The sequence below is a fragment of the Collimonas sp. OK307 genome (assembly GCF_900113705.1).
Classification (GTDB): domain Bacteria; phylum Pseudomonadota; class Gammaproteobacteria; order Burkholderiales; family Burkholderiaceae_D; genus Collimonas.
Window position 1 is genome coordinate 1 of record NZ_FOQI01000007.1, and the last position, 18,731, is coordinate 18,731.

The following is an 18,731-nucleotide window of genomic DNA, read 5'->3' on the forward strand; positions in this document are numbered from 1 at the left end:
CCTATAACCTTAGCAGGTTATATGATGAGCTTATTTGTTTGCCAAGGTGTAACACACCATTTGGACATTCATACCCAACCGGGTTCACTCACCCTAGTGAACCCGGGTTAAAAAACTACTTCTTCTAGATTGCGTTGTGCGTTGCTCCACCTGGAGAACGAACAGCGGTTACAAGTTATGCCTGATGACCATAGCGATTTGGTACCACCCCTTCCCATCCCGAACAGGACCGTGAAACGAATTTGCGCCGATGATAGTGCTGCAACCAGTGTGAAAGTAGGTCATCGTCAGGCTTTTATTAAAAAACCCTCTGAGCTTATCCTCAGAGGGTTTTTGCTTTGCGTTTTCGATTCATGCAATAGCATCATTTCCTGCAATTTCAGCTTTGCGGCAACAAAACCACTGTGTTTTTAACCAGTTGTCCTGTATGATTCATTGATTCACATAAAGGCCAACTGCGATGATAGGTCGTCTTTCCGGAATTCTGCTTGAAAAAAATCCTCCCCAATTATTGATTGATTGCAACGGCGTCGGCTATGAAGTCGGTGTGCCGATGAGTACTTTCTATAATCTGCCTGGGCTGGGTGAAAAGGTGGCCTTGCTGACGCATCTGGCGATACGCGAAGATGCGCATGTTTTATATGGTTTTGGCACCGCTGAAGAGCGTAATGTATTCAAGCAGTTGATAAAGATCAGTGGCGTTGGCGCCCGTACCGCATTGTCCATCCTGTCCGGCATGTCGGTGCAAGATCTGGCGCAGGCGATCACCATGCAGGAAGCTGGACGGCTCACCAAGGTACCCGGTATCGGCAAGAAAACAGCCGAACGTCTGTTGCTCGAATTAAAAGGTAAGCTAGGTGCCGACCTGGGACCCGTCGGCAGCCATCATGCCAGCGATGTCAGCGGCGACATCCTGAATGCCCTGATTGCGCTTGGCTATTCGGACAAGGAAGCCATGTTGGCGCTCAAGCAGCTACCGCCAGATACCACCGTGTCAGATGGGATCAAATTGGCATTGAAAGCATTGTCCAAGCTATAAGTGAATTGCTGCAATAAGTTGCAGCAGCAAGTTGTGGCACTAAGTTGTTGCAGGACAGCACAAAGCTGATCATTATTGCTTTATTGGTGGGGCGGATGTCTTTTTTTATATCTAATCGCTGCAGTCTGGCTACAATCCGACCATGAGTATCCAAACCGACGATTTCACCGAGCAACGCATTATCGCTCCTACGCCTGCTTCGCCGAACGAAGAGGCGATCGAGCGCGCGTTACGGCCCAAGCAACTGGACGAATACGTCGGCCAGGAAAAAATACGCGACCAGCTGCAAATATTCATTACCGCCGCCAGGCAACGGCGCGAAGCATTGGATCACACTTTACTGTTCGGTCCGCCGGGCTTGGGCAAGACAACGCTGGCACATATCATTGCGCGCGAAATGGGCGTCAATCTGCGCCAGACTTCAGGCCCGGTGCTGGAACGCGCCGGAGATCTGGCCGCATTGCTGACCAATCTCGAAGCCAATGACGTGTTGTTCATAGATGAAATCCATCGTTTGTCGCCAGTGGTGGAAGAAATCCTGTATCCGGCGCTGGAGGATTATCAGATCGATATCATGATCGGCGAAGGTCCGGCAGCGCGCTCAGTGCGCCTGGATCTGCAACCGTTCACGCTGGTAGGTGCAACCACCAGGGCCGGAATGCTGACCAATCCGCTGCGTGACCGCTTCGGAATCGTCGCTCGCCTTGAATTTTATACGCCGCAACAGTTAGGCAAGATCGTGACCCGTAGCGCTTCCTTGCTGGGTGCGCCGATAGTGGATGATGGCGCCTTTGAAATTGCCAAGCGCAGCCGCGGTACGCCGCGTATCGCCAACCGCCTGTTACGCCGGGTGCGCGATTATGCCGAAGTCAAAGGCAATGGTGAAATCACCAAGGCGATGGCAGATGCTGCGCTGGTCATGCTGGATGTCGATCCGGTCGGTTTCGACGTCATGGATAGAAAATTGCTGGAAGCAGTGTTGTTCAAATTCGGTGGCGGCCCGGTCGGTCTGGACAATCTTGCCGCTGCTATCGGCGAAGAACGCGACACGATCGAAGATGTACTCGAACCGTACCTGATTCAGCAAGGATATTTGCAGCGTACGCCGCGCGGCCGTATTGCTACTCCGCTGGCCTATACGCATTTTGGCGTAGCACCGCCACGTACCGGTCCGAATGGTGAGTTATGGGGGCAAAATTAATCCGCCTGCAGGTGGCGATGCTGGTGCTGACGTGACACCGCAGCCGCCAGCAGCAATGCAAATCTGGGTTGATGCCGATGCATGTCCGAACGTCATCAAGGAAATTCTGTTTCGAGTCGCTGATCGATTGCAAATCGTTGTAGTTCTGGTGGCTAACAAGTTGTTGAGAGTGCCACCGTCCCGCTTCATCAAGGCAGTTCAAGTACCGTCCGGCTTTGATGTTGCCGACCGTGAAATTGTTCGATTGCTGCAAGCGGGAGATCTGGTGATCACCGCTGATATTCCACTTGCTGCCGATGTGCTTGAAAAGGGCGGCAAGGCATTGAATCCACGTGGTGAGTTTTATACCAATGACAACATCCAGCAGCATCTGACGATGCGTAATTTCATGGATGAGTTACGAGGTAGCGGTGTGGAAACCGGTGGTCCGGCAGCATTTAGCCAGAGCGACCGGCATTTGTTCGCATCACAGCTGGATCAGTTTTTACAAAAATCGCGCATGCGATGAATGTTTCTAATCAACGAAGAACCGCGGGCCCAGTGTCGTCCCGCAATATAAGTGTCTGAATGTCAATATTTCTGCGCTTGTGTAAAAATTAAACGTCACAGACAATACGATAGCCTTCACTAATAGTGTGCAAGCCAACCATGCTTATGTCTACCAAAGCTAACCGTTACGCCAACCAGCTTCTGGATGCGCGAGCGTGTGCCAAATTGATGCCGCTGTTGTCGGCTACTGACGTCCTGTCGCCGATGGATGGATACGACATCAGCAAACGCATTCTCGACGCCAGTATCGGACAAGGTGCTACGCCGATCGGCCGCAAGGTCGGATTCAGCAATCGCACCATCTGGCCAAAATACGGCATTACCGAAACGATCAACGCCCCTATCTGGGCGCATGTTTTCGACAATACCGTGCGCTACGCCGAAGATAACCGCGGGATTCAAAGCCTGGAGGGCGCGGTGCAGCCACGCATCGAACCCGAAGTGGTGTTCAGCCTGGGAAAAACGCCGGCGCCGGATGCGGATCTGGAAGAAATCGCCGAGTGCATCGAATGGATGGCGCACGCTTTCGAAATTGTCGTGTGTCCTTTCCCGGACTGGAAATTCGAAGCGGTCGATGCCATCGCGGCGTTCGGCCTGCACGGCACGCTGATTGTCGGCGAGCCGCATATGTTGTCGGCCGCTACCCGTCGCAACCTTGCCAGCATGCTGGCCAATGCTAGTGTCTCGTTATCGTGCTGCACCGAAGACTCGGTTACCTTGTGTGGCGCCGGTTTCGGTAGCGATGTACTGGACAGCCCGGTGCACGCTTTGTGGCATTTGCACCAGGTGCTGAATGCGCAGCAGCAGTTCGCGCCTCTGCAAGCCGGCGAGATCGTTACTACCGGTACCTGGACAGATGCCTATCCGGTGCAGGCAGGGCAGACCTGGGTCACTGCTTTTTCAGGGATTGCGTTACCGGGCCTGACTGTATCGTTCGTCTAAACTGCTAACGCTAACAAATAGCGCGGGCAAGAAAAATGCCGTTCAGCTAACAGCTTGAACGGCATTTTTTTTGCGAAACAGCTTGCATTGCCGGCAAACGAATTATTCTTCGCGTATCCAGGTCTGGGTACGGCCCAGCAAAGGTACGCCGATATAACCGCGCACATTCAATTTCTTGCCATCGTCGACCACCACCATTTTGCTTTTGTAGACCTTGCCGTTATCCGGATCAAGGATGGTGCCGCCATTGTATTCGTTACCATCTTTTTTCATGCCATTGATAATGGTCATGCCGAGGATAGGCTGGTCTTTCAGCTCACCTTCGCATTTGAGGCATTTCGGATTTTGATCCTGGCTCGGATCGCGTAACAGTTTCTCGATTTTGCCATGCAGGACACCATTGGCTTCGCTAATACGGATCAATGCCTTAGGTTTGCCGGTATGGTCATCGATATTTTTCCACAGGCCGACTGCTGAGCTTGTGTCTTGTGCGAACGCACCGCCAGCCAGCAAGGCGCTGCTGGCGATTGCCGCTGTCAAAAGTCGTATTAAAAGTTTATTCATGCTCTGTCTCCTGTTTCTGTCGTACCAGCCGCATTGCTGCCGACTGGCGCAACATTGTTATTGAGGAATCAAGATACTTTTAATTTTGCAAACTGTTCGCGCAACTTCTCAAGGGTACCCGAAAAGTTGGCCAGACGTTCCTGCTCCTGTGCAACCACCTGTGCCGGTGCTCTTGCCACAAAGCTCTCGTTGCCCAGCTTGGCCTGGGCTTTGACGATTTCACCCTCGATACGGGTGATTTCCTTGCCCAGCCGTTCACGCTCAGCTGCAACATCAATTTCTACTTTGAGCAGCAGCTTAGCATCACCGACTATCGATACCGGTGCTGGCGATTCGGGTAGAGTCTCTACTACTTGCACTTCTGATAATTTTGCCAGTGCCTGCAGATACGGTGCAAACGACAGCAGCGTGCTTTGCTGCTCTGCCGAACCGGCAATGATCAGCGGCACCCGCAATGCCGGCGACAGTTGCATCTCGCCGCGCAAATTGCGGCAGGCATCAGTCAGCGTCTTCAATTGCGTCATCCAGGCTTCAGCGCTTTCGTCGATCTTTTCCAGATTCGCTTCTGGATAAGGCTGGCGCATGATCGAATCGCCGGCTGCATCGAGTACCTTGCCGGTCAACGGCGCTACGCTTTGCCACAGGGCTTCGGTGACAAACGGGATAATCGGATGGGCCAGGCGCAACACCACTTCCAGTACACGTAGCAAGGTGCGGCGTGTAGCGCGTTGCTGCGCTTCGTTGCCTTGCTGGATCTGAACCTTGGCGACTTCCAGATACCAGTCGCAGTATTCATCCCATACAAACTTGTAGATGGCCGAGGCGATGTTGTCGAAACGGTAGTCGGCGAAACCCTTGGCGACGTCAGCTTCAGTACGCTGCAAGAGCGAAACGATCCAGCGGTCGGCTTGCGAGAACTGCAGGTTCTCCTTGTCGCAGACACCCGGTGTATGGCCTTCGAAACCGCAGTCTTTACCCTCTGTGTTCATCAACACGAAGCGGGTAGCGTTCCACAATTTGTTGCAGAAATTACGGTAGCCGTCGCAGCGGCCGAGATCGAAATTGATATTGCGGCCCAGCGTTGCCAGCGAGGCAAAGGTAAAGCGCAACGCATCGGTGCCAAAGGCAGGAATGCCATCGGCAAATTCCTTGCGGGTCGCTTTGGCGATACTGTCGGCTTGCTTCGGATTCATCAGGCCGACGGTGCGTTTTGCCACCAGCGTATCGAGATCGATACCATCGATCAGATCAATCGGATCGAGCGTATTACCCTTCGACTTCGACATTTTCTGGCCGTTGCCATCGCGTACCAGGCCGTGCACATAGACTGTCTTGAACGGCACCTTGCCGGTAAAGTGGGTGGTCATCATGACCATCCGTGCGACCCAGAAGAAGATGATGTCAAAACCGGTGACCAGCACCGACGATGGCAGGAACATCTTGTAGTCCGGCGTTTCTTCAGGCCAGCCCAGGGTCGAGAACGGCACCAGCGCCGACGAGAACCAGGTGTCGAGCACATCGTCGTCGCGTTTCAGTTCGCCGGTGTAACCAGCCGCTGCAGCTTGCGCGCGGGCTGCGGCTTCATCGCGGGCGACATAGATCTTGCCGTCGTCGGCATACCAGGCCGGAATCTGATGGCCCCACCACAGTTGGCGTGAAATGCACCAGTCCTGGATATTGTTGAGCCACTGGTTGTACGTATTGCTCCAGTTTTCCGGGATCATCTGGATTTCGCCGTTAGCGACTTTTTCCAGAGCGACTTCAGCAATTGATTTGCCCGGGAAGTGCGTGCCCTCTGGCGCCGGCTTGCTCATGGCGACAAACCACTGATCGGTCAGCATCGGTTCGATGACCACGCCGGTACGGTCGCCGCGCGGCACTACCAGCTTGTGCGGCTTGACCGATTCCAGCAAACCTTGTGCATCCAGGTCGGCAACGATTTGCTTGCGGGCCACGAAACGGTCCATGCCTTGATACTGGACAGGGCCGTTTTCATTGATCTTGGCATCCAGTGTCAGGATCGTAATCTGCGCCAGTTGATGGCGCTGGCCAACCGCGTAATCGTTGAAATCATGGGCGGGAGTGATCTTCACGCAGCCGGTACCGAATTCCTTGTCGACATAGCTGTCGGCGATGACCGGGATTTCACGACCGGTCAACGGCAGCTTGAGCATCTTGCCAACCAGGTGGCTGTAACGTTCGTCAGTCGGATCGACTGCAACGGCAACGTCGCCCAGCATGGTTTCCGGGCGTGTGGTGGCGACCGTAAGATGACCGCTGCCATCGGCGAACGGATAACGGATATGCCACATCGAACCGTCTTCTTCTTCCGACGCCACTTCCAATTCCGAGATGGCGGTACCCAGCACCGGATCCCAGTTCACCAGCCGCTTGCCGCGATAGATCAGGCCTTGTTCGAACAGCCGTACAAAAACTTCGACCACGGTGCCCGACAGTTTGTCGTCCATCGTGAAATATTCACGGCTCCAGTCGGTCGAAGCGCCCATGCGGCGCATCTGGCCGGTGATGGTCGATCCCGACTGTTCTTTCCATTCCCAGACTTTTTCAACGAATTTTTCACGGCCAAGATCGTGGCGCGAAATTTTCTGCGCATCAAGTTGCCGTTCGACCACAATTTGTGTGGCGATGCCGGCGTGATCGGTACCCGGAATCCATGCCGTGTTAAAACCGCGCATGCGGTGATAACGGGTCAAGCCATCCATGATGGTTTGATTGAAAGCATGGCCCATGTGTAGCGTGCCAGTCACGTTGGGCGGCGGCAACTGAATGCTGAAGGACGGTTTGTCCGCGTCGGTGGTGGCAGTGTAGTACCCGCGTTTTTCCCATTCCGTACGCCAGAATTGTTCAATCTCGGCAGGGTCGAAAGACTTGGCTAATTCCATGATTTGTTAGGGTTCTTTGCTAAAAGCGATCTAAAACGATGATTATAAAGTACGCAGCCGACTCGCTCCTAACAATGCTGTCCGGGGCGCATGGTTTTTTGGCGTAAACACAAATCGTGTAGACGAAATTGCCACGAATGCGGCTTCAATGCGGCTTCTATACTTGACCTGAGATAAGGAAGCCCGCATTTTCGATATACCGCGAGCCGATTGCGGGTGTAAAATCTTTTCCGTTGTCTCGAGCTTTGAACGTCGGGACAGCGAACGCTAGGGGTCCTGATTGCTGAAATGTTAATGCAATCGGGTGAGAAATACCCTCGAACCTGATCTGGGTAATGCCAGCGAAGGGAAGCTGTCGAGAATATTGTCGGCCGATTCACAAGATTTCACCGTGAGCCCGCGCCACTAGACTCGAAAACTCCTTTGCTGGCTCCAAGCCATATGAAATACAAGCAAAGGAGCCAAAATTGAACGCCAACCCAAAATTCCTGTCCGCCACTGCTACGGTGGATGAAGCCGCAATCCATCCTCTGCCGAATTCGCGCAAGATCTATATCACCGGTTCGCGTCCCGACATTCGCGTTCCAATGCGTCAGATCAGCCAGTCGGATACGCCAGCTTCGTTCGGCGCCGAAAAGAATCCGCCGATCTATGTCTATGACACTTCCGGACCGTACAGCGATCCTGACGTGAAGATCGATATCCGCTCCGGCCTGGCGACTCCGCGCCTGCCATGGATCATGGAACGCGACGACACTGAAGAATTGCCAGGCCCTAGCTCGGAATACGGCATCGAACGCCTGAACGATCCGAAACTTGCGGAATTGCGTTTCAACCTGCACCGCAAACCGCGCCGCGCCAAGACCGGCAAGAACGTCTCGCAAATGCACTATGCGCGCCAAGGCATCGTCACGCCGGAAATGGAATTCGTCGCGATCCGCGAAAACATGCGCCGCAAGGAATACCTGGAAGAGCTGAAAGCCTCCGGTCCGATGGGCAACAAGCTGGCCGACCTGATGGGCCGCCAGCATCCTGGTCAATCGTTCGGCGCTTCGCTGCCCGCAGAAATCACGCCGGAATTCGTGCGCGACGAAATCGCCCGCGGCCGCGCGATCATCCCCGCCAACATCAATCACCCGGAAATCGAACCGATGATCATCGGCCGTAATTTCCTGGTCAAGATCAACGCCAACATCGGCAACTCCGCAGTGACATCCTCGATCGGCGAAGAAGTCGAAAAGATGACCTGGGCGATCCGCTGGGGCGGCGACAACGTCATGGACCTGTCGACCGGCAAACACATCCACGAAACACGCGAATGGATCATCCGCAATTCGCCGGTGCCGATCGGTACCGTGCCAATTTACCAGGCGCTGGAAAAGGTCAACGGCAAAGCCGAAGACCTGACCTGGGAAATTTTCCGCGACACACTGATCGAGCAAGCCGAGCAGGGCGTCGATTATTTCACCATCCATGCCGGCGTCCGCCTGCAATACGTGCCGATGACTGCCAAGCGGCTGACCGGCATCGTCAGCCGTGGCGGTTCCATCATGGCTAAATGGTGCCTGGCGCATCATCGCGAATCGTTCCTGTACGACCATTTCGAAGACATCTGCGAAATCATGAAAGCCTATGACGTCAGCTTCAGCCTCGGTGATGGCTTGCGTCCGGGGTCGATCTATGATGCCAACGATGAAGCGCAACTGGGTGAACTGAAGACCCTGGGCGAACTGACCCAGATCGCCTGGAAGCACGACGTGCAAGTAATGATCGAAGGCCCGGGCCATGTACCGATGCACCTGATCAAGGAAAACATGGACCTGCAACTGGAACAGTGCCACGAAGCGCCGTTTTACACGCTGGGACCATTGACTACCGATATTGCACCGGGCTACGACCACATCACTTCCGGTATCGGCGCCGCCACCATCGGCTGGTACGGTACCGCGATGCTGTGCTATGTCACGCCGAAGGAACATCTCGGCTTGCCGAACAAGGTCGACGTCAAGGACGGCATCATCACCTACAAGATCGCAGCGCATGCAGCCGATCTGGCCAAGGGCCATCCCGGCGCGCAGATTCGCGATAACGCCTTGTCGAAAGCGCGTTTCGAATTCCGTTGGGAAGACCAGTTCAATATCGGTCTCGATCCGGATAAGGCGCGTGAATTCCACGATGAAACCTTGCCTAAGGATTCCGCCAAGGTGGCGCATTTCTGCTCGATGTGCGGGCCGCATTTTTGTTCCATGAAGATCACGCAGGAAGTGCGCGAATACGCTGCCGCGCAAGGCATTTCCGAAATCGCCGCGATCAAGAAGGGGATGGAGGTCAAGGCGATCGAGTTCGTCAAGAACGGCGCGGAAATCTACAGCAAGCAGTGAGGCTAATCCTAGAAACGGCAGTAGACCACTTGCTTATGTTTGGAGAGTTACATGGACACCGGAAATATGAGAAATCTAGTCGTGCATCTAAAGGGTGAGAGCGTTACGCGCCCGATTGCACTTTTGCCGCAGCGCCTGGCGGCGTTGCTCCTCCTTGCAGGGGAAAACCCTGCCGCGTCGTCGCGCCTTGCCACACACACCGGCAAAAGCACACTCGGGCGCGTTCTACTACCGTCTCTAGAATGATGGAAATCGTACTCAATGGCGCGCCGCATCCGCTGGCCGACGGCGAGAACCTGCAACAGCTGATCGTGGCGCTGGAACTGGCCGGGAAAGCTGTTGCGGTGGCAGTCAACCGGCAGGTGGTGCCGGCCAGTTTGTGGCCGCAACGCGTCTTACAGCCGGAAGACAAGGTCGATGTGGTGCGCGCTATCGGCGGTGGTTAATCCACCTCCATAAACCTACTGCGCGACTCAATCTCTGGGCTGCGATGCTCGCCGTACTTTCGTACGGCTGTGCTTCTTACCCAGACCTTGAGCCGCTCGCTACGGTTTCTGGAGGCGGCACAGAGTCATTTGGATGCAAACAAATACGTCGTGCAATAGTGTTTTATACCGAAAGGATTTGTCATGAATCTGAACTCAACCCCTGAGACGGGACAACCAGATACCGGCCTTACCATAGCCGGCAAAATCTACAGCTCACGGCTGCTGGTAGGCAGCGGCAAGTATCGTGACCTGGAGCAAACGCGCGCCGCCACCGAAGCCAGTGGCGCCGAAATCATCACGGTGGCGATTCGTCGGGTCAACATCGGCCAGGATCCGAAGGCGCCGAATTTGCTGGACGTTGTGCCGCCATCGCGTTACACCATCCTGCCCAACACTGCCGGCTGCTATACCGCGGCGGATGCGGTTTATACGCTGCAACTCGGACGTGAATTGCTGAACGGGCACAAGCTGGCCAAGCTGGAAGTACTGGGCGACGAGCGCACGCTGTTTCCCAATATGCCGGAGACGTTGAAAGCGGCCGAAGCCTTGGTCAAGGACGGTTTCGACGTCATGGTGTACTGCAGCGACGATCCGATCCAGGCACGCATACTGGAAGAAATCGGCTGCGTGGCGGTGATGCCGCTGGCGTCGCTGATCGGTTCCGGCATGGGCATTTTGAATCCATGGAATCTGTCGCTGATTATCGAGCAGGCCAAGGTGCCGGTACTGGTCGATGCCGGCGTCGGCACCGCGTCCGATGCGGCGATTGCAATGGAGCTGGGCTGCGACGGTGTGTTGATGAATACCGCGATTGCCGGCGCGCAGGATCCGATCCGCATGGCCAGGGCGATGCGGCTGGCGATCGAAGCCGGACGCGAAGCCTTTCTCGCCGGCCGGATTCCGAAGCGCTTTGCGGCATCGCCATCTTCTCCGATGGCCGGACGAGTCAAGTGAACGATTCGGTAAACATCGACACGGCCGGCACAGCAGAGCCGGCCTGCGTGCTGGTGTTTTCCGGTTCGGACCCGAGCGGCGGCGCTGGCATGCAAGCCGATATCACCGCGATTACGGCGCTCGGGGCGCATCCGTTGTCGGTAGTAACAGTGCTGACGGTTCAGGACAACGAGCGGGTGTTCGGCGTTTTTCCGGTCGCAGCAGATCTGGTGCGGCAGCAAGCCCAGGTGCTGCTCGACCGTATCGATATCTCCGCGGTCAAATTGGGTATCGTCGGTAATCGCGCCAATGCCGAGGCGATTGCAGCAATCATCCGTGATCTACGTGCACGGCAACCGGATTTGCCAGTGGTGTTTGATCCGGTGCTGGCGAATGGCCATGGAGATAGCCTGGCCAGCGAAGATCCGGTTGCAGCACTCGCTCCTTTGTTTGAACTTGCCACGGTGATTACGCCGAATCGGGTCGAGGCGGATCGCCTGTGCGGCGCCCAGGCAAGTCCGGAACAACAAGCCGCGATGCTGCTTGAACGCGGTTGCCAACATGTGTTGCTGAAGGGTGGCCATGGTCCGGAACGAGATGAGGTATTGAACCGCTGGGTCAGCAGGACACAGCATCGCAACTGGAGCTGGCCGCGCTTGCCGGGCGAGTTTCATGGCAGCGGTTGCACGCTGGCGGCGGCACTGTCAGCGCTGCTGGCGCAAGGCATGGATATCGAGCAGGCCATCGATGCCGCACAAATTTATTGCCAGCAGACTTTGACCGAATCCTATGCAATTGCTTCCGGCCAGCGCATACCGAGCCGGACTCTGCCATTTCTAAAATTACGAGGATAAAGCGATGAAAGGTTTATACATCGTCACACCCGATTGGGATGACACCGAGAAGCTGCTACGCGTAACCGAGCAAGCCTTGCAAGGCGGCGCGGCGCTGCTGCAGTATCGCCATAAAACCGCCGATGCAGTTTTGCGGAAGCAACAGGCAGAAGCGTTGCTGAGCCTGTGTCGCCGTTACCAGCGTCCGCTCATTATCAATGACTATGTTGATCTGTGCCTGGAGCTGGATGCGGATGGCATTCATGTCGGCGGCACCGATGCCAGCGTGGCGGAGGTGCGGGCGATGGTCGGTGCGGACAAGATCGTCGGCGCTTCCTGCTATGGCGATCTGGAACTGGCGCATGCCGCGTATCGTGCCGGCGCCAGTTATGTGGCGTTCGGCGGATTCTATCCATCGCGGGTCAAGAAATATCCGGTAACTACATCGCCCGATATAGTCACGCGGGCTAAGGCGGAAATCGCTGTGCCGAATGTGGTTATTGGCGGCATGACGCAAGAGAATGCGGTGCCTTTGATTGCTGCCGGCGCAGACATGGTTGCGGCTATCAGCAGTGTTTATCTGGCAGATGATCCGACTGCCGCCGCGCGCAGCTTTGTGACCCTGTTCGCAAACAAATAGGCGCCCATGACCGCGGTTATATAACCGCGATCACTTGTGCCGAAGCCAGTCAGGTTTCCAACAAACTACGCAGCATCCACGCATTTTTCTCATGCAGCTGCATGCGCTGCGTCAGCAAGTCTGCAGTCGGCTCATCGGCTGCTGCATCCACTACGGGGAAAATCGAACGCGCGGTGCGGGTCACGGCTTCCTGTCCCTGCACCAGTTGCTGGATCATGGCAGTCGCGGTCGGCACGCCTTCTTCTTCCGAAATCGAAGTCAGCTTGGCAAAGGCCTTGTAGGTAGCCGGCGCAGGATAGCCGAGCGCGCGTATACGTTCCGCAATCAAGTCCACCGCCAGCCACAGTTCGTTGTACTGGGTTTCAAACATCAGGTGCAATGTATTGAACATCGGCCCGGTCACGTTCCAGTGGAAGTTATGGGTTTTCAGGTACAGGGTGTAGGTATCGGCCAGCAGCTTGCTGAGTCCGTCGGCGATCTTCTTGCGATCCTTGTCGCTGATGCCGATGTCGATGACTGCGACGCTTTTCTTTACCATTGCGCTACTCCTTCTGACAGTGATGTATGAAGATATGCAGCTCGATTCTATGTCAATTTACAAGAGACAAAGAAAAGCGTGTGTTTTAGCGCCGCAGCAACGTGTTTTCTAGCCGGCGACAGGTGTGCCTGACGTCCGCTGCGAGCTCCGATACATGTTGACGGTCAACGCTACCGCCGCCAGCGACGCCACTGCGGCAAACAGGAATACCTCGGGATAGCCGAATTCGCTCACGATCAGTCCAGCCAGCGGACCGGTGACGCCCAGCGCCAGATCCAGGAACACCGAGTAAGCGCCCAAGGCGCTGCCGCGGTTATTGGCCGGCACCAGATTCACCGCTTCCACTCCGAGCGCAGGGAAGATCAACGCAAAACCGAAGCCGGTGAGCGCCGCGCCAACCAGCGCCAGCGTCGGCGATCCTGCTTGCCATAGCAACAGCAACCCGAGTGCCTCCACCGAAAAACAGATGATCGCGACCCGGAAGCCACCGAAGCGCGAGATGGTGTGGGCAAACAACAGGCGTGCACCGACAAAGAAGGTGCCGAACATGGTCAGTGCAAATGCTGCATTCGGCCACTGGTGGCTGGCATAAAACAAGGTGATGAAGGTGGCGATAGAACCGAACCCGATCGAGCCCAATGCGAGGCCCATGCCATGTGGAAATACTTTGCGTAATACATGTTGAAACGGCAAGTGCTCACCGCGCACCACGGCTGTCGCAGCCTTTATGCGGGCAAGGAAGAAACCGCCTAGCGATAACACTGTCACCGTAGCGCCGACTGCCGCCAAACCCCAGGTATGGGCGATCACCACGCCCAGCGGGGCGCCGATCGCCAACGCGCCATAGGTGGCGATGCCATTCCAGGAAATCATGCGAGCCGTGTGTTGGGCGCCAACCCGGCCTATGCCCCAGGTAATGGCGCCGGTGCCTACCATGCTCTCGCCGCAGCCAAGTACCAGGCGGCCTATCAGCAGGATGGCGAGGCTAAGTGCCGGTATATGGGTAAAAAACGCCGCTATCAGCAGGAATGCGCCGCTGAGGCTGCAACCGATCAAGCCACGTAACACGGCGGTTTTGGGGCCGACTGAATCGGCCATGCGGCCAGCCAGCGGGCGACTCAGCAAAGTTGCCAGATACTGCATGCTGATTGCCAGGCCAGCCAGCACGGAGCTGTAGCCGAGGTCGGTGTGGACGTAGCCGGGCAGTACTGCCAGCGGAATGCCGATGGCAAGATAGCAAATGAAAGTAAAAAATGCCGTAGAGACAATGTGGAAAGTAACTGCGGTCTCGGGGATTGCGGCGATTACGACGGTCTCGGATGGCGACTGGCTGGCGCGGTCGAGACGAACTTCTTCTGACATGATGGACGACTTGGTAGATGGGAGTTGATTGTTACGAAGGTGTAGACAATGATGCAATGCGGTATTTTACGCTTCTAGCCTGGATATTGCTGGCGCTGGCAATATTTGCCATAAGTTTAGGCCGAGTTCAATTAAGTTAAGCCAAGATCAATCATGATCTGGTCATCAGGCAGGTGCGCCCGCAGCTTATAATACGGAGATGCAAAATCTTCTTCACAACCTCAATCCAGAACAACTCGCGGCAGTTACCTTGCCTGCGCAATCGGCACTTATCCTGGCGGGCGCCGGCTCCGGCAAAACGCGTGTGCTGACCACCCGCATCGCCTGGCTGATCCAGACCGGCCAGGTATCGCCGGCCGGCGTGCTGGCGGTGACGTTTACCAATAAAGCCTCGAAAGAAATGATGACGCGCTTGTCGGCGATGTTGCCGATCAACACGCGCGGCATGTGGATCGGCACTTTCCACGGCTTGTGCAATCGGTTGCTGCGCGCGCATTATCGCGATGCAGGATTGCCGCAGACCTTCCAGATCCTGGATTCACAAGACCAGTTGTCGGCGATCAAACGCTTGCTGAAAGCGATGAATGTCGATGATGAAAAGTATCCGCCGCGGAATCTGATGTACTTCATCAACGGCGCCAAGGATCAAGGCCTGCGCGCCAATGAAGTCGAAGCTAACGACGATTACAACCGCAAGTTCGTCGAGCTGTACGATTTGTACGACCAGCAATGCCAGCGCGAAGGCGTGGTCGATTTTGCCGAACTGCTGTTGCGCACCTATGAACTGCTGAGCCGCAACCAGCCGTTGCGCGAGCACTATCAATCGCGTTTCCAGCACATCCTGGTGGACGAGTTCCAGGATACCAACGATCTGCAATACAAATGGCTCAAGCTGATGGCTGGCCAGCGCGGTGCGGTGTTTGCCGTCGGCGATGACGACCAGAGCATCTACGCTTTCCGCGGCGCCAATGTCGGCAACATGACCGCGTTCGAGCGCGAATTCAGGGTCGAAAACGTCATCAAGCTGGAGCAGAATTATCGTTCGCACGGTCATATCCTGGATAGCGCCAACACCCTGATTGCGAACAACACCAAACGTCTCGGCAAGAATTTGCGCACCGATGCCGGTCATGGCGAACCAGTCAGAATCTACGAATCCACCAGCGATTTGCAGGAAGCGCAGTGGATTATCGAAGAGACCAAGAGCCTGATCAACGAGGGCGCCACACGCAGCGAAATCGCTGTGCTGTACCGCTCCAATGCGCAATCGCGGGTGATTGAACATGCGTTGGTGGCGTCCGGTATCCCATATCGCGTCTACGGCGGCCAGCGTTATTTCGAGCGTGCCGAAGTCAAGCATGCGGTCGCCTATTTGCAGCTGATGGATAATCCGCACAATGATTCGGCGTTCTTGCGCGTGGTGAATTTCCCCGCACGCGGGATTGGCGCGCGCTCCCTGGAACAACTGCAGGACGCGGCCAGACAATATGGCATCTCCCTCTACGCAGCGGTACCGTATGTGGCCGGCAAGGCTGGCGCCACCCTCGGATCATTCCTCAAGCTGATCGAAGGCGGGCGCTTTGAAACCCAGCATTTGCCGTTGCCGGAAATGGTGCAGATCGTGCTCGACATGAGCGGGTTGATGCAACACTACCGCAATGAACGGGAAGGTGCGGATCGTATCGAGAATCTGGAGCAGCTAGTCAATGCTGCCGCCTTGTTTGTCTCGGAAGAAGGGTTTGGCGCCGATGCGCCTGCTCTGCTCGGCCCCAAGGCTCAGGCGGTGTCAGGTGCTGCCATCACGACAGCCGACGGCATTGAAATTTTCGATGCCGACGCACCGTTGGCGGCGGTGATGTCGCCGTTGTCGGCATTCCTCTCGCATGCGTCGCTGGAGGCTGGAAACAATCAGGCTCAAGCCGGCGAGGACGCCTTGCAACTGATGACCGTGCACTCAGCCAAAGGCCTGGAGTTTGATGCGGTATTCATCACCGGCCTGGAAGAGGGGTTGTTCCCGCACGAGAATTCACAGAAAGAAGATGCGGGTGTCGAAGAAGAACGGCGTCTGATGTACGTCGCCATCACGCGTGCCAAGAAACGTCTTTACATGAGTTTTTCACAAACCCGGATGCTGCACGGCCAGACACGTTACAACATGCGTTCACGCTTTTTCGACGAGTTGCCGGAAGATGCTTTGAAATGGCTGTCGCCGAAAGTGCAGCAGCATAGCTGGTTCGCGAATTCGAAATCGGCTTGGGATGAGGCGCCCGAGAAGGCAGCCAACAGCATCGCCAAGAATTTCGGCAAGCGCGATATCGGCTGGCGCATCGGTGAAAATGTGGAGCACCTGAAATTCGGTGAAGGCGTGATCGTCAATATTGAAGGCAGCGGCGGTAACGCCCGCGCCCATATCAATTTCGGCAAGCACGGTATGAAGCTGCTGGATCTGAGTGTGGCGAAGCTGGAGAAGGTCGCCTAGGAAGGCAGGGTGGGCACTTGTGCCCACCCTGCGTTTACTCTTGCACAGGAGGAGCGTCCTGCGACGGCGGCAAGTCGGCTCCCGGCTTGCCAAAGATGTGGGTATATGTCGGGTAGAAAGAGCAATACATCACCACTGTCAGCGCAATCGATAACGGTAACAGGATCATGAGCGTGACAGCCTGGTTACCGACCAGCACTGCAATCAATACGCTGATGATCGCCGGCAGCACAACGCCGATGGCGGCCCAGGCCAGCCCGTAGACGGTAAAGGCTTTCATCTCGCGCGATACCGCGAAGAAGCTGTAGAAAACGGCTTTCATTACCCCCATTTTTTGCCACATGATGAGCGGCGCCGCATACCAGAATGCCATTGCCGCCGGGACGTAGACCGCGGCAGAAAAAAGCATCGCCAGCGACATGTTGGACTGTTGGATATCTTTGGCGTCGAGCGCGGCCTGGCCGGTTACCGCGGTCCAGAACACGCCGCCGTCAATCAGGGTCGAGGCGGCAAGCGCGATGACCGCCGCCACCAGGTAGAGGGCGCCCAGTGTCAGCAGGTTCTTCAAGGCCGGTGAGCGAAAGCCGATCAGCAACAGATTGGGATAGACGCGTTTGCCTTGTTCGATATTCACGCAAGCCTGCATGAAGGACATGGCAAATACCGGGACCAGAACCAGCGGCAGCACCTGCCCCAACAGCGGGACGATATTAAGCGCCAGCATCAAGAACATATAGGCCAGGAATAGTGTGGAGATTTCGGCAGGTTGTTTGCGGAACAACGCAAACCCTTCCTTTATCCATATCCATCCGGTTTTTGCAGGCAATTTTTCCATTATTTCAATCAAGAATTTCGTTTAAGAATTCCACTTAATACAGCGCCGGGGCCGGATGAGACACACGTTGTCGCAAAATCCGTTCGAAGTGAGTCGGATCGTGCGGCGTCAACATTTCTGCCTCGCGCGGTAAATAAAAATCGTAGAGTCGTGACAACCAGAAACGCAGTGCACCGGCGCGTAATGTTGCTTGCCATGCATCTTGCTCTGCAGCGCTGAACGGCCGCACCGCGTGGTATGCATCCAGCATCGCTCTCACCCTGATAACGTCAAGCTGGCCGTCGGCCAGGTTGATGCACCAGTCATTCACCGTCACTGCCAGGTCAAACAGCCAGGTATCGCAACCGGCGAAGTAGAAATCAAAAAATCCTGTCAGCCGGTCGCCGTCGAACATCACATTGTTGCGGAACAGGTCGGCGTGGACCGGGCCGTTCGGTAACTGGCGATAAGTCTCCGAGGCGGCGAATGTCTCCTGGAACGCCATCTCGCTGCGCAACAGCTGTTGCCCGTCTTCTGGCAGGTACGGCAATACCACCGGAGTGGTTTCGCGCCACCAGGGCAGACCGCGCAAATTGGGTTGGCGAATTGGAAAGTCTTGTGCCGCCAGATGCATTTTTGCCAGCATCGCGCCTACTTCAGCGCAATGTACCGCTGCCGGAGCCAGTTGGCAATCGCCCTCCAGCTTGGTGACGATGGCAGCCGGCTTGCCGTGCAGGGGATTAAGGATCTGGCCCTGCAGGTTGGCGACAGGCTCGGGCACCAGTACGCCGCGCTGCGCCAGATGGCGCATCAATTCCAGGTAAAACGGCAATTGTTCGAAACTCAGCTTTTCAAACACCGTCAGCACATATTCCCCGCGCTCGGTATTGATGAAAAAATTACTGTTTTCGATGCCGGAGGAAATCCCCCTGATTGCCAGTGCCTTGCCTAAGGAAAAGGGAGGGATCCACTGTGTGAGATCGTCTAGCGTGACGGGGGTAAATACTGCCATGGGAAAAATCGGAGATCGTAGAAGGGACAGGGGCAATGCCGTGTCGGGATAAT

The 18,731-nt window shown here is 55.8% G+C and carries 16 protein-coding genes, 1 rRNA gene and 1 riboswitch; of the genes, 11 read left to right on the forward strand and 6 right to left on the reverse strand.

The genetic code is table 11. The features are described 5' to 3' along the window. Positions 1 to 180 precede the first annotated feature (180 nt). The 5 genes from rrf to BM205_RS10785 all read left to right on the forward strand — a co-directional run bounded on the left by rrf (position 181) and on the right by BM205_RS10785 (position 3,731). Positions 181 to 293, forward strand: a 5S ribosomal RNA gene (rrf, locus tag BM205_RS10765). A gap of 167 nt (positions 294 to 460) precedes the next feature. Further along, complete coding sequence (gene ruvA, locus BM205_RS10770; protein WP_092414512.1) at positions 461 to 1,039, forward strand: Holliday junction branch migration protein RuvA; 579 nt, start codon at positions 461 to 463, stop codon at positions 1,037 to 1,039. Between the two features lie 142 nt (positions 1,040 to 1,181). Further along, a complete protein-coding gene (gene ruvB, locus BM205_RS10775) occupies positions 1,182 to 2,240 on the forward strand; it encodes a Holliday junction branch migration DNA helicase RuvB (protein ID WP_092414513.1) in 1,059 nt (352 codons plus the stop codon). A gap of 55 nt (positions 2,241 to 2,295) precedes the next feature. Beyond that, positions 2,296 to 2,748 carry a YaiI/YqxD family protein gene (locus BM205_RS10780; RefSeq protein ID WP_092414689.1) on the forward strand — a complete coding sequence of 151 codons (453 nt, stop codon included), beginning with the start codon at positions 2,296 to 2,298 and terminating at the stop codon, positions 2,746 to 2,748. Positions 2,749 to 2,888: 140 nt separating this feature from the next. Further along, positions 2,889 to 3,731: a 2-keto-4-pentenoate hydratase gene (locus BM205_RS10785; protein ID WP_092414514.1), complete on the forward strand. Its 843-nt coding sequence runs from the start codon at positions 2,889 to 2,891 to the stop codon at positions 3,729 to 3,731. 102 nt (positions 3,732 to 3,833) lie between these two features. Here BM205_RS10785 and BM205_RS10790 read toward each other — a convergent pair whose 3' ends face one another. Both BM205_RS10790 and BM205_RS10795 read right to left on the reverse strand, forming a co-directional pair. Further along, on the reverse strand, positions 3,834 to 4,295 hold the full coding sequence (locus tag BM205_RS10790) for a DUF2147 domain-containing protein (protein ID WP_092414515.1): 462 nt from the start codon (positions 4,293 to 4,295) through the stop codon (positions 3,834 to 3,836). 68 nt (positions 4,296 to 4,363) lie between these two features. After that, positions 4,364 to 7,198, reverse strand: coding sequence for a valine--tRNA ligase (locus tag BM205_RS10795; RefSeq protein ID WP_092414516.1), 2,835 nt, complete (start codon positions 7,196 to 7,198; stop codon positions 4,364 to 4,366). Positions 7,199 to 7,457: 259 nt separating this feature from the next. Beyond that, positions 7,458 to 7,565, forward strand: a riboswitch (TPP riboswitch). Positions 7,566 to 7,665: 100 nt separating this feature from the next. On the opposite strand from BM205_RS10795, the gene thiC reads away from it, so the two are divergent. The 5 genes from thiC (at position 7,666) to thiE (ending at position 12,473) form a co-directional block, all read left to right on the forward strand. Continuing rightward, on the forward strand, positions 7,666 to 9,579 hold the full coding sequence (gene thiC, locus BM205_RS10800; protein ID WP_092414517.1) for a phosphomethylpyrimidine synthase ThiC: 1,914 nt from the start codon (positions 7,666 to 7,668) through the stop codon (positions 9,577 to 9,579). Between the two features lie 245 nt (positions 9,580 to 9,824). Beyond that, positions 9,825 to 10,025: a sulfur carrier protein ThiS gene (gene thiS / locus BM205_RS10810; RefSeq protein WP_038485558.1), complete on the forward strand. Its 201-nt coding sequence runs from the start codon at positions 9,825 to 9,827 to the stop codon at positions 10,023 to 10,025. A gap of 183 nt (positions 10,026 to 10,208) precedes the next feature. Continuing rightward, positions 10,209 to 11,021 carry a thiazole synthase gene (locus BM205_RS10815; protein ID WP_092414519.1) on the forward strand — a complete coding sequence of 271 codons (813 nt, stop codon included), beginning with the start codon at positions 10,209 to 10,211 and terminating at the stop codon, positions 11,019 to 11,021. A gap of 14 nt (positions 11,022 to 11,035) precedes the next feature. Continuing rightward, positions 11,036 to 11,854, forward strand: coding sequence for a bifunctional hydroxymethylpyrimidine kinase/phosphomethylpyrimidine kinase (locus tag BM205_RS10820; protein WP_092414690.1), 819 nt, complete (start codon positions 11,036 to 11,038; stop codon positions 11,852 to 11,854). A gap of 4 nt (positions 11,855 to 11,858) precedes the next feature. Next, positions 11,859 to 12,473: a thiamine phosphate synthase gene (gene thiE, locus BM205_RS10825; protein ID WP_092414520.1), complete on the forward strand. Its 615-nt coding sequence runs from the start codon at positions 11,859 to 11,861 to the stop codon at positions 12,471 to 12,473. Positions 12,474 to 12,522: 49 nt separating this feature from the next. On the opposite strand, the gene BM205_RS10830 is transcribed toward thiE, so the two are convergent. Further along, the gene (locus tag BM205_RS10830) at positions 12,523 to 13,011 is read right to left on the reverse strand and encodes a Dps family protein (RefSeq protein ID WP_092414521.1); all 489 of its coding nucleotides are present in this window, start codon (positions 13,009 to 13,011) and stop codon (positions 12,523 to 12,525) included. Between the two features lie 108 nt (positions 13,012 to 13,119). Further along, positions 13,120 to 14,373, reverse strand: coding sequence for an MFS transporter (locus tag BM205_RS10835; RefSeq protein ID WP_092414522.1), 1,254 nt, complete (start codon positions 14,371 to 14,373; stop codon positions 13,120 to 13,122). A gap of 199 nt (positions 14,374 to 14,572) precedes the next feature. On the opposite strand from BM205_RS10835, the gene BM205_RS10840 reads away from it, so the two are divergent. Continuing rightward, on the forward strand, positions 14,573 to 16,852 hold the full coding sequence (locus BM205_RS10840; RefSeq protein ID WP_092414523.1) for a UvrD-helicase domain-containing protein: 2,280 nt from the start codon (positions 14,573 to 14,575) through the stop codon (positions 16,850 to 16,852). Between the two features lie 34 nt (positions 16,853 to 16,886). On the opposite strand, the gene BM205_RS10845 is transcribed toward BM205_RS10840, so the two are convergent. After that, the gene (locus BM205_RS10845; RefSeq protein WP_092414524.1) at positions 16,887 to 17,687 is read right to left on the reverse strand and encodes a BPSS1780 family membrane protein; all 801 of its coding nucleotides are present in this window, start codon (positions 17,685 to 17,687) and stop codon (positions 16,887 to 16,889) included. Positions 17,688 to 17,721: 34 nt separating this feature from the next. Beyond that, on the reverse strand, positions 17,722 to 18,678 hold the full coding sequence (locus tag BM205_RS10850) for a homoserine kinase (RefSeq protein ID WP_092414525.1): 957 nt from the start codon (positions 18,676 to 18,678) through the stop codon (positions 17,722 to 17,724). Between the last annotated feature and the right edge of the window lie 53 nt (positions 18,679 to 18,731).

Excerpts from the sequence above, each read along its gene's own strand:
- ruvA (WP_092414512.1), top strand. The coding sequence starts at position 461 with ATGATAGGTCGTCTTTCCGGAATTCTGCTTGAAAAAAATCCTCCCCAA.
- ruvB (WP_092414513.1), top strand. The coding sequence starts at position 1,182 with ATGAGTATCCAAACCGACGATTTCACCGAGCAACGCATTATCGCTCCT.
- BM205_RS10780 (WP_092414689.1), top strand. The coding sequence starts at position 2,296 with ATGCAAATCTGGGTTGATGCCGATGCATGTCCGAACGTCATCAAGGAA.
- BM205_RS10785 (WP_092414514.1), top strand. The coding sequence starts at position 2,889 with ATGCTTATGTCTACCAAAGCTAACCGTTACGCCAACCAGCTTCTGGAT.
- BM205_RS10790 (WP_092414515.1), bottom strand. The coding sequence starts at position 4,295 with ATGAATAAACTTTTAATACGACTTTTGACAGCGGCAATCGCCAGCAGC.
- BM205_RS10795 (WP_092414516.1), bottom strand. The coding sequence starts at position 7,198 with ATGGAATTAGCCAAGTCTTTCGACCCTGCCGAGATTGAACAATTCTGG.
- thiS (WP_038485558.1), top strand. The coding sequence starts at position 9,825 with ATGGAAATCGTACTCAATGGCGCGCCGCATCCGCTGGCCGACGGCGAG.
- BM205_RS10815 (WP_092414519.1), top strand. The coding sequence starts at position 10,209 with ATGAATCTGAACTCAACCCCTGAGACGGGACAACCAGATACCGGCCTT.
- thiE (WP_092414520.1), top strand. The coding sequence starts at position 11,859 with ATGAAAGGTTTATACATCGTCACACCCGATTGGGATGACACCGAGAAG.
- BM205_RS10830 (WP_092414521.1), bottom strand. The coding sequence starts at position 13,011 with ATGGTAAAGAAAAGCGTCGCAGTCATCGACATCGGCATCAGCGACAAG.
- BM205_RS10835 (WP_092414522.1), bottom strand. The coding sequence starts at position 14,373 with ATGTCAGAAGAAGTTCGTCTCGACCGCGCCAGCCAGTCGCCATCCGAG.
- BM205_RS10840 (WP_092414523.1), top strand. The coding sequence starts at position 14,573 with ATGCAAAATCTTCTTCACAACCTCAATCCAGAACAACTCGCGGCAGTT.
- BM205_RS10845 (WP_092414524.1), bottom strand. The coding sequence starts at position 17,687 with ATGGAAAAATTGCCTGCAAAAACCGGATGGATATGGATAAAGGAAGGG.
- BM205_RS10850 (WP_092414525.1), bottom strand. The coding sequence starts at position 18,678 with ATGGCAGTATTTACCCCCGTCACGCTAGACGATCTCACACAGTGGATC.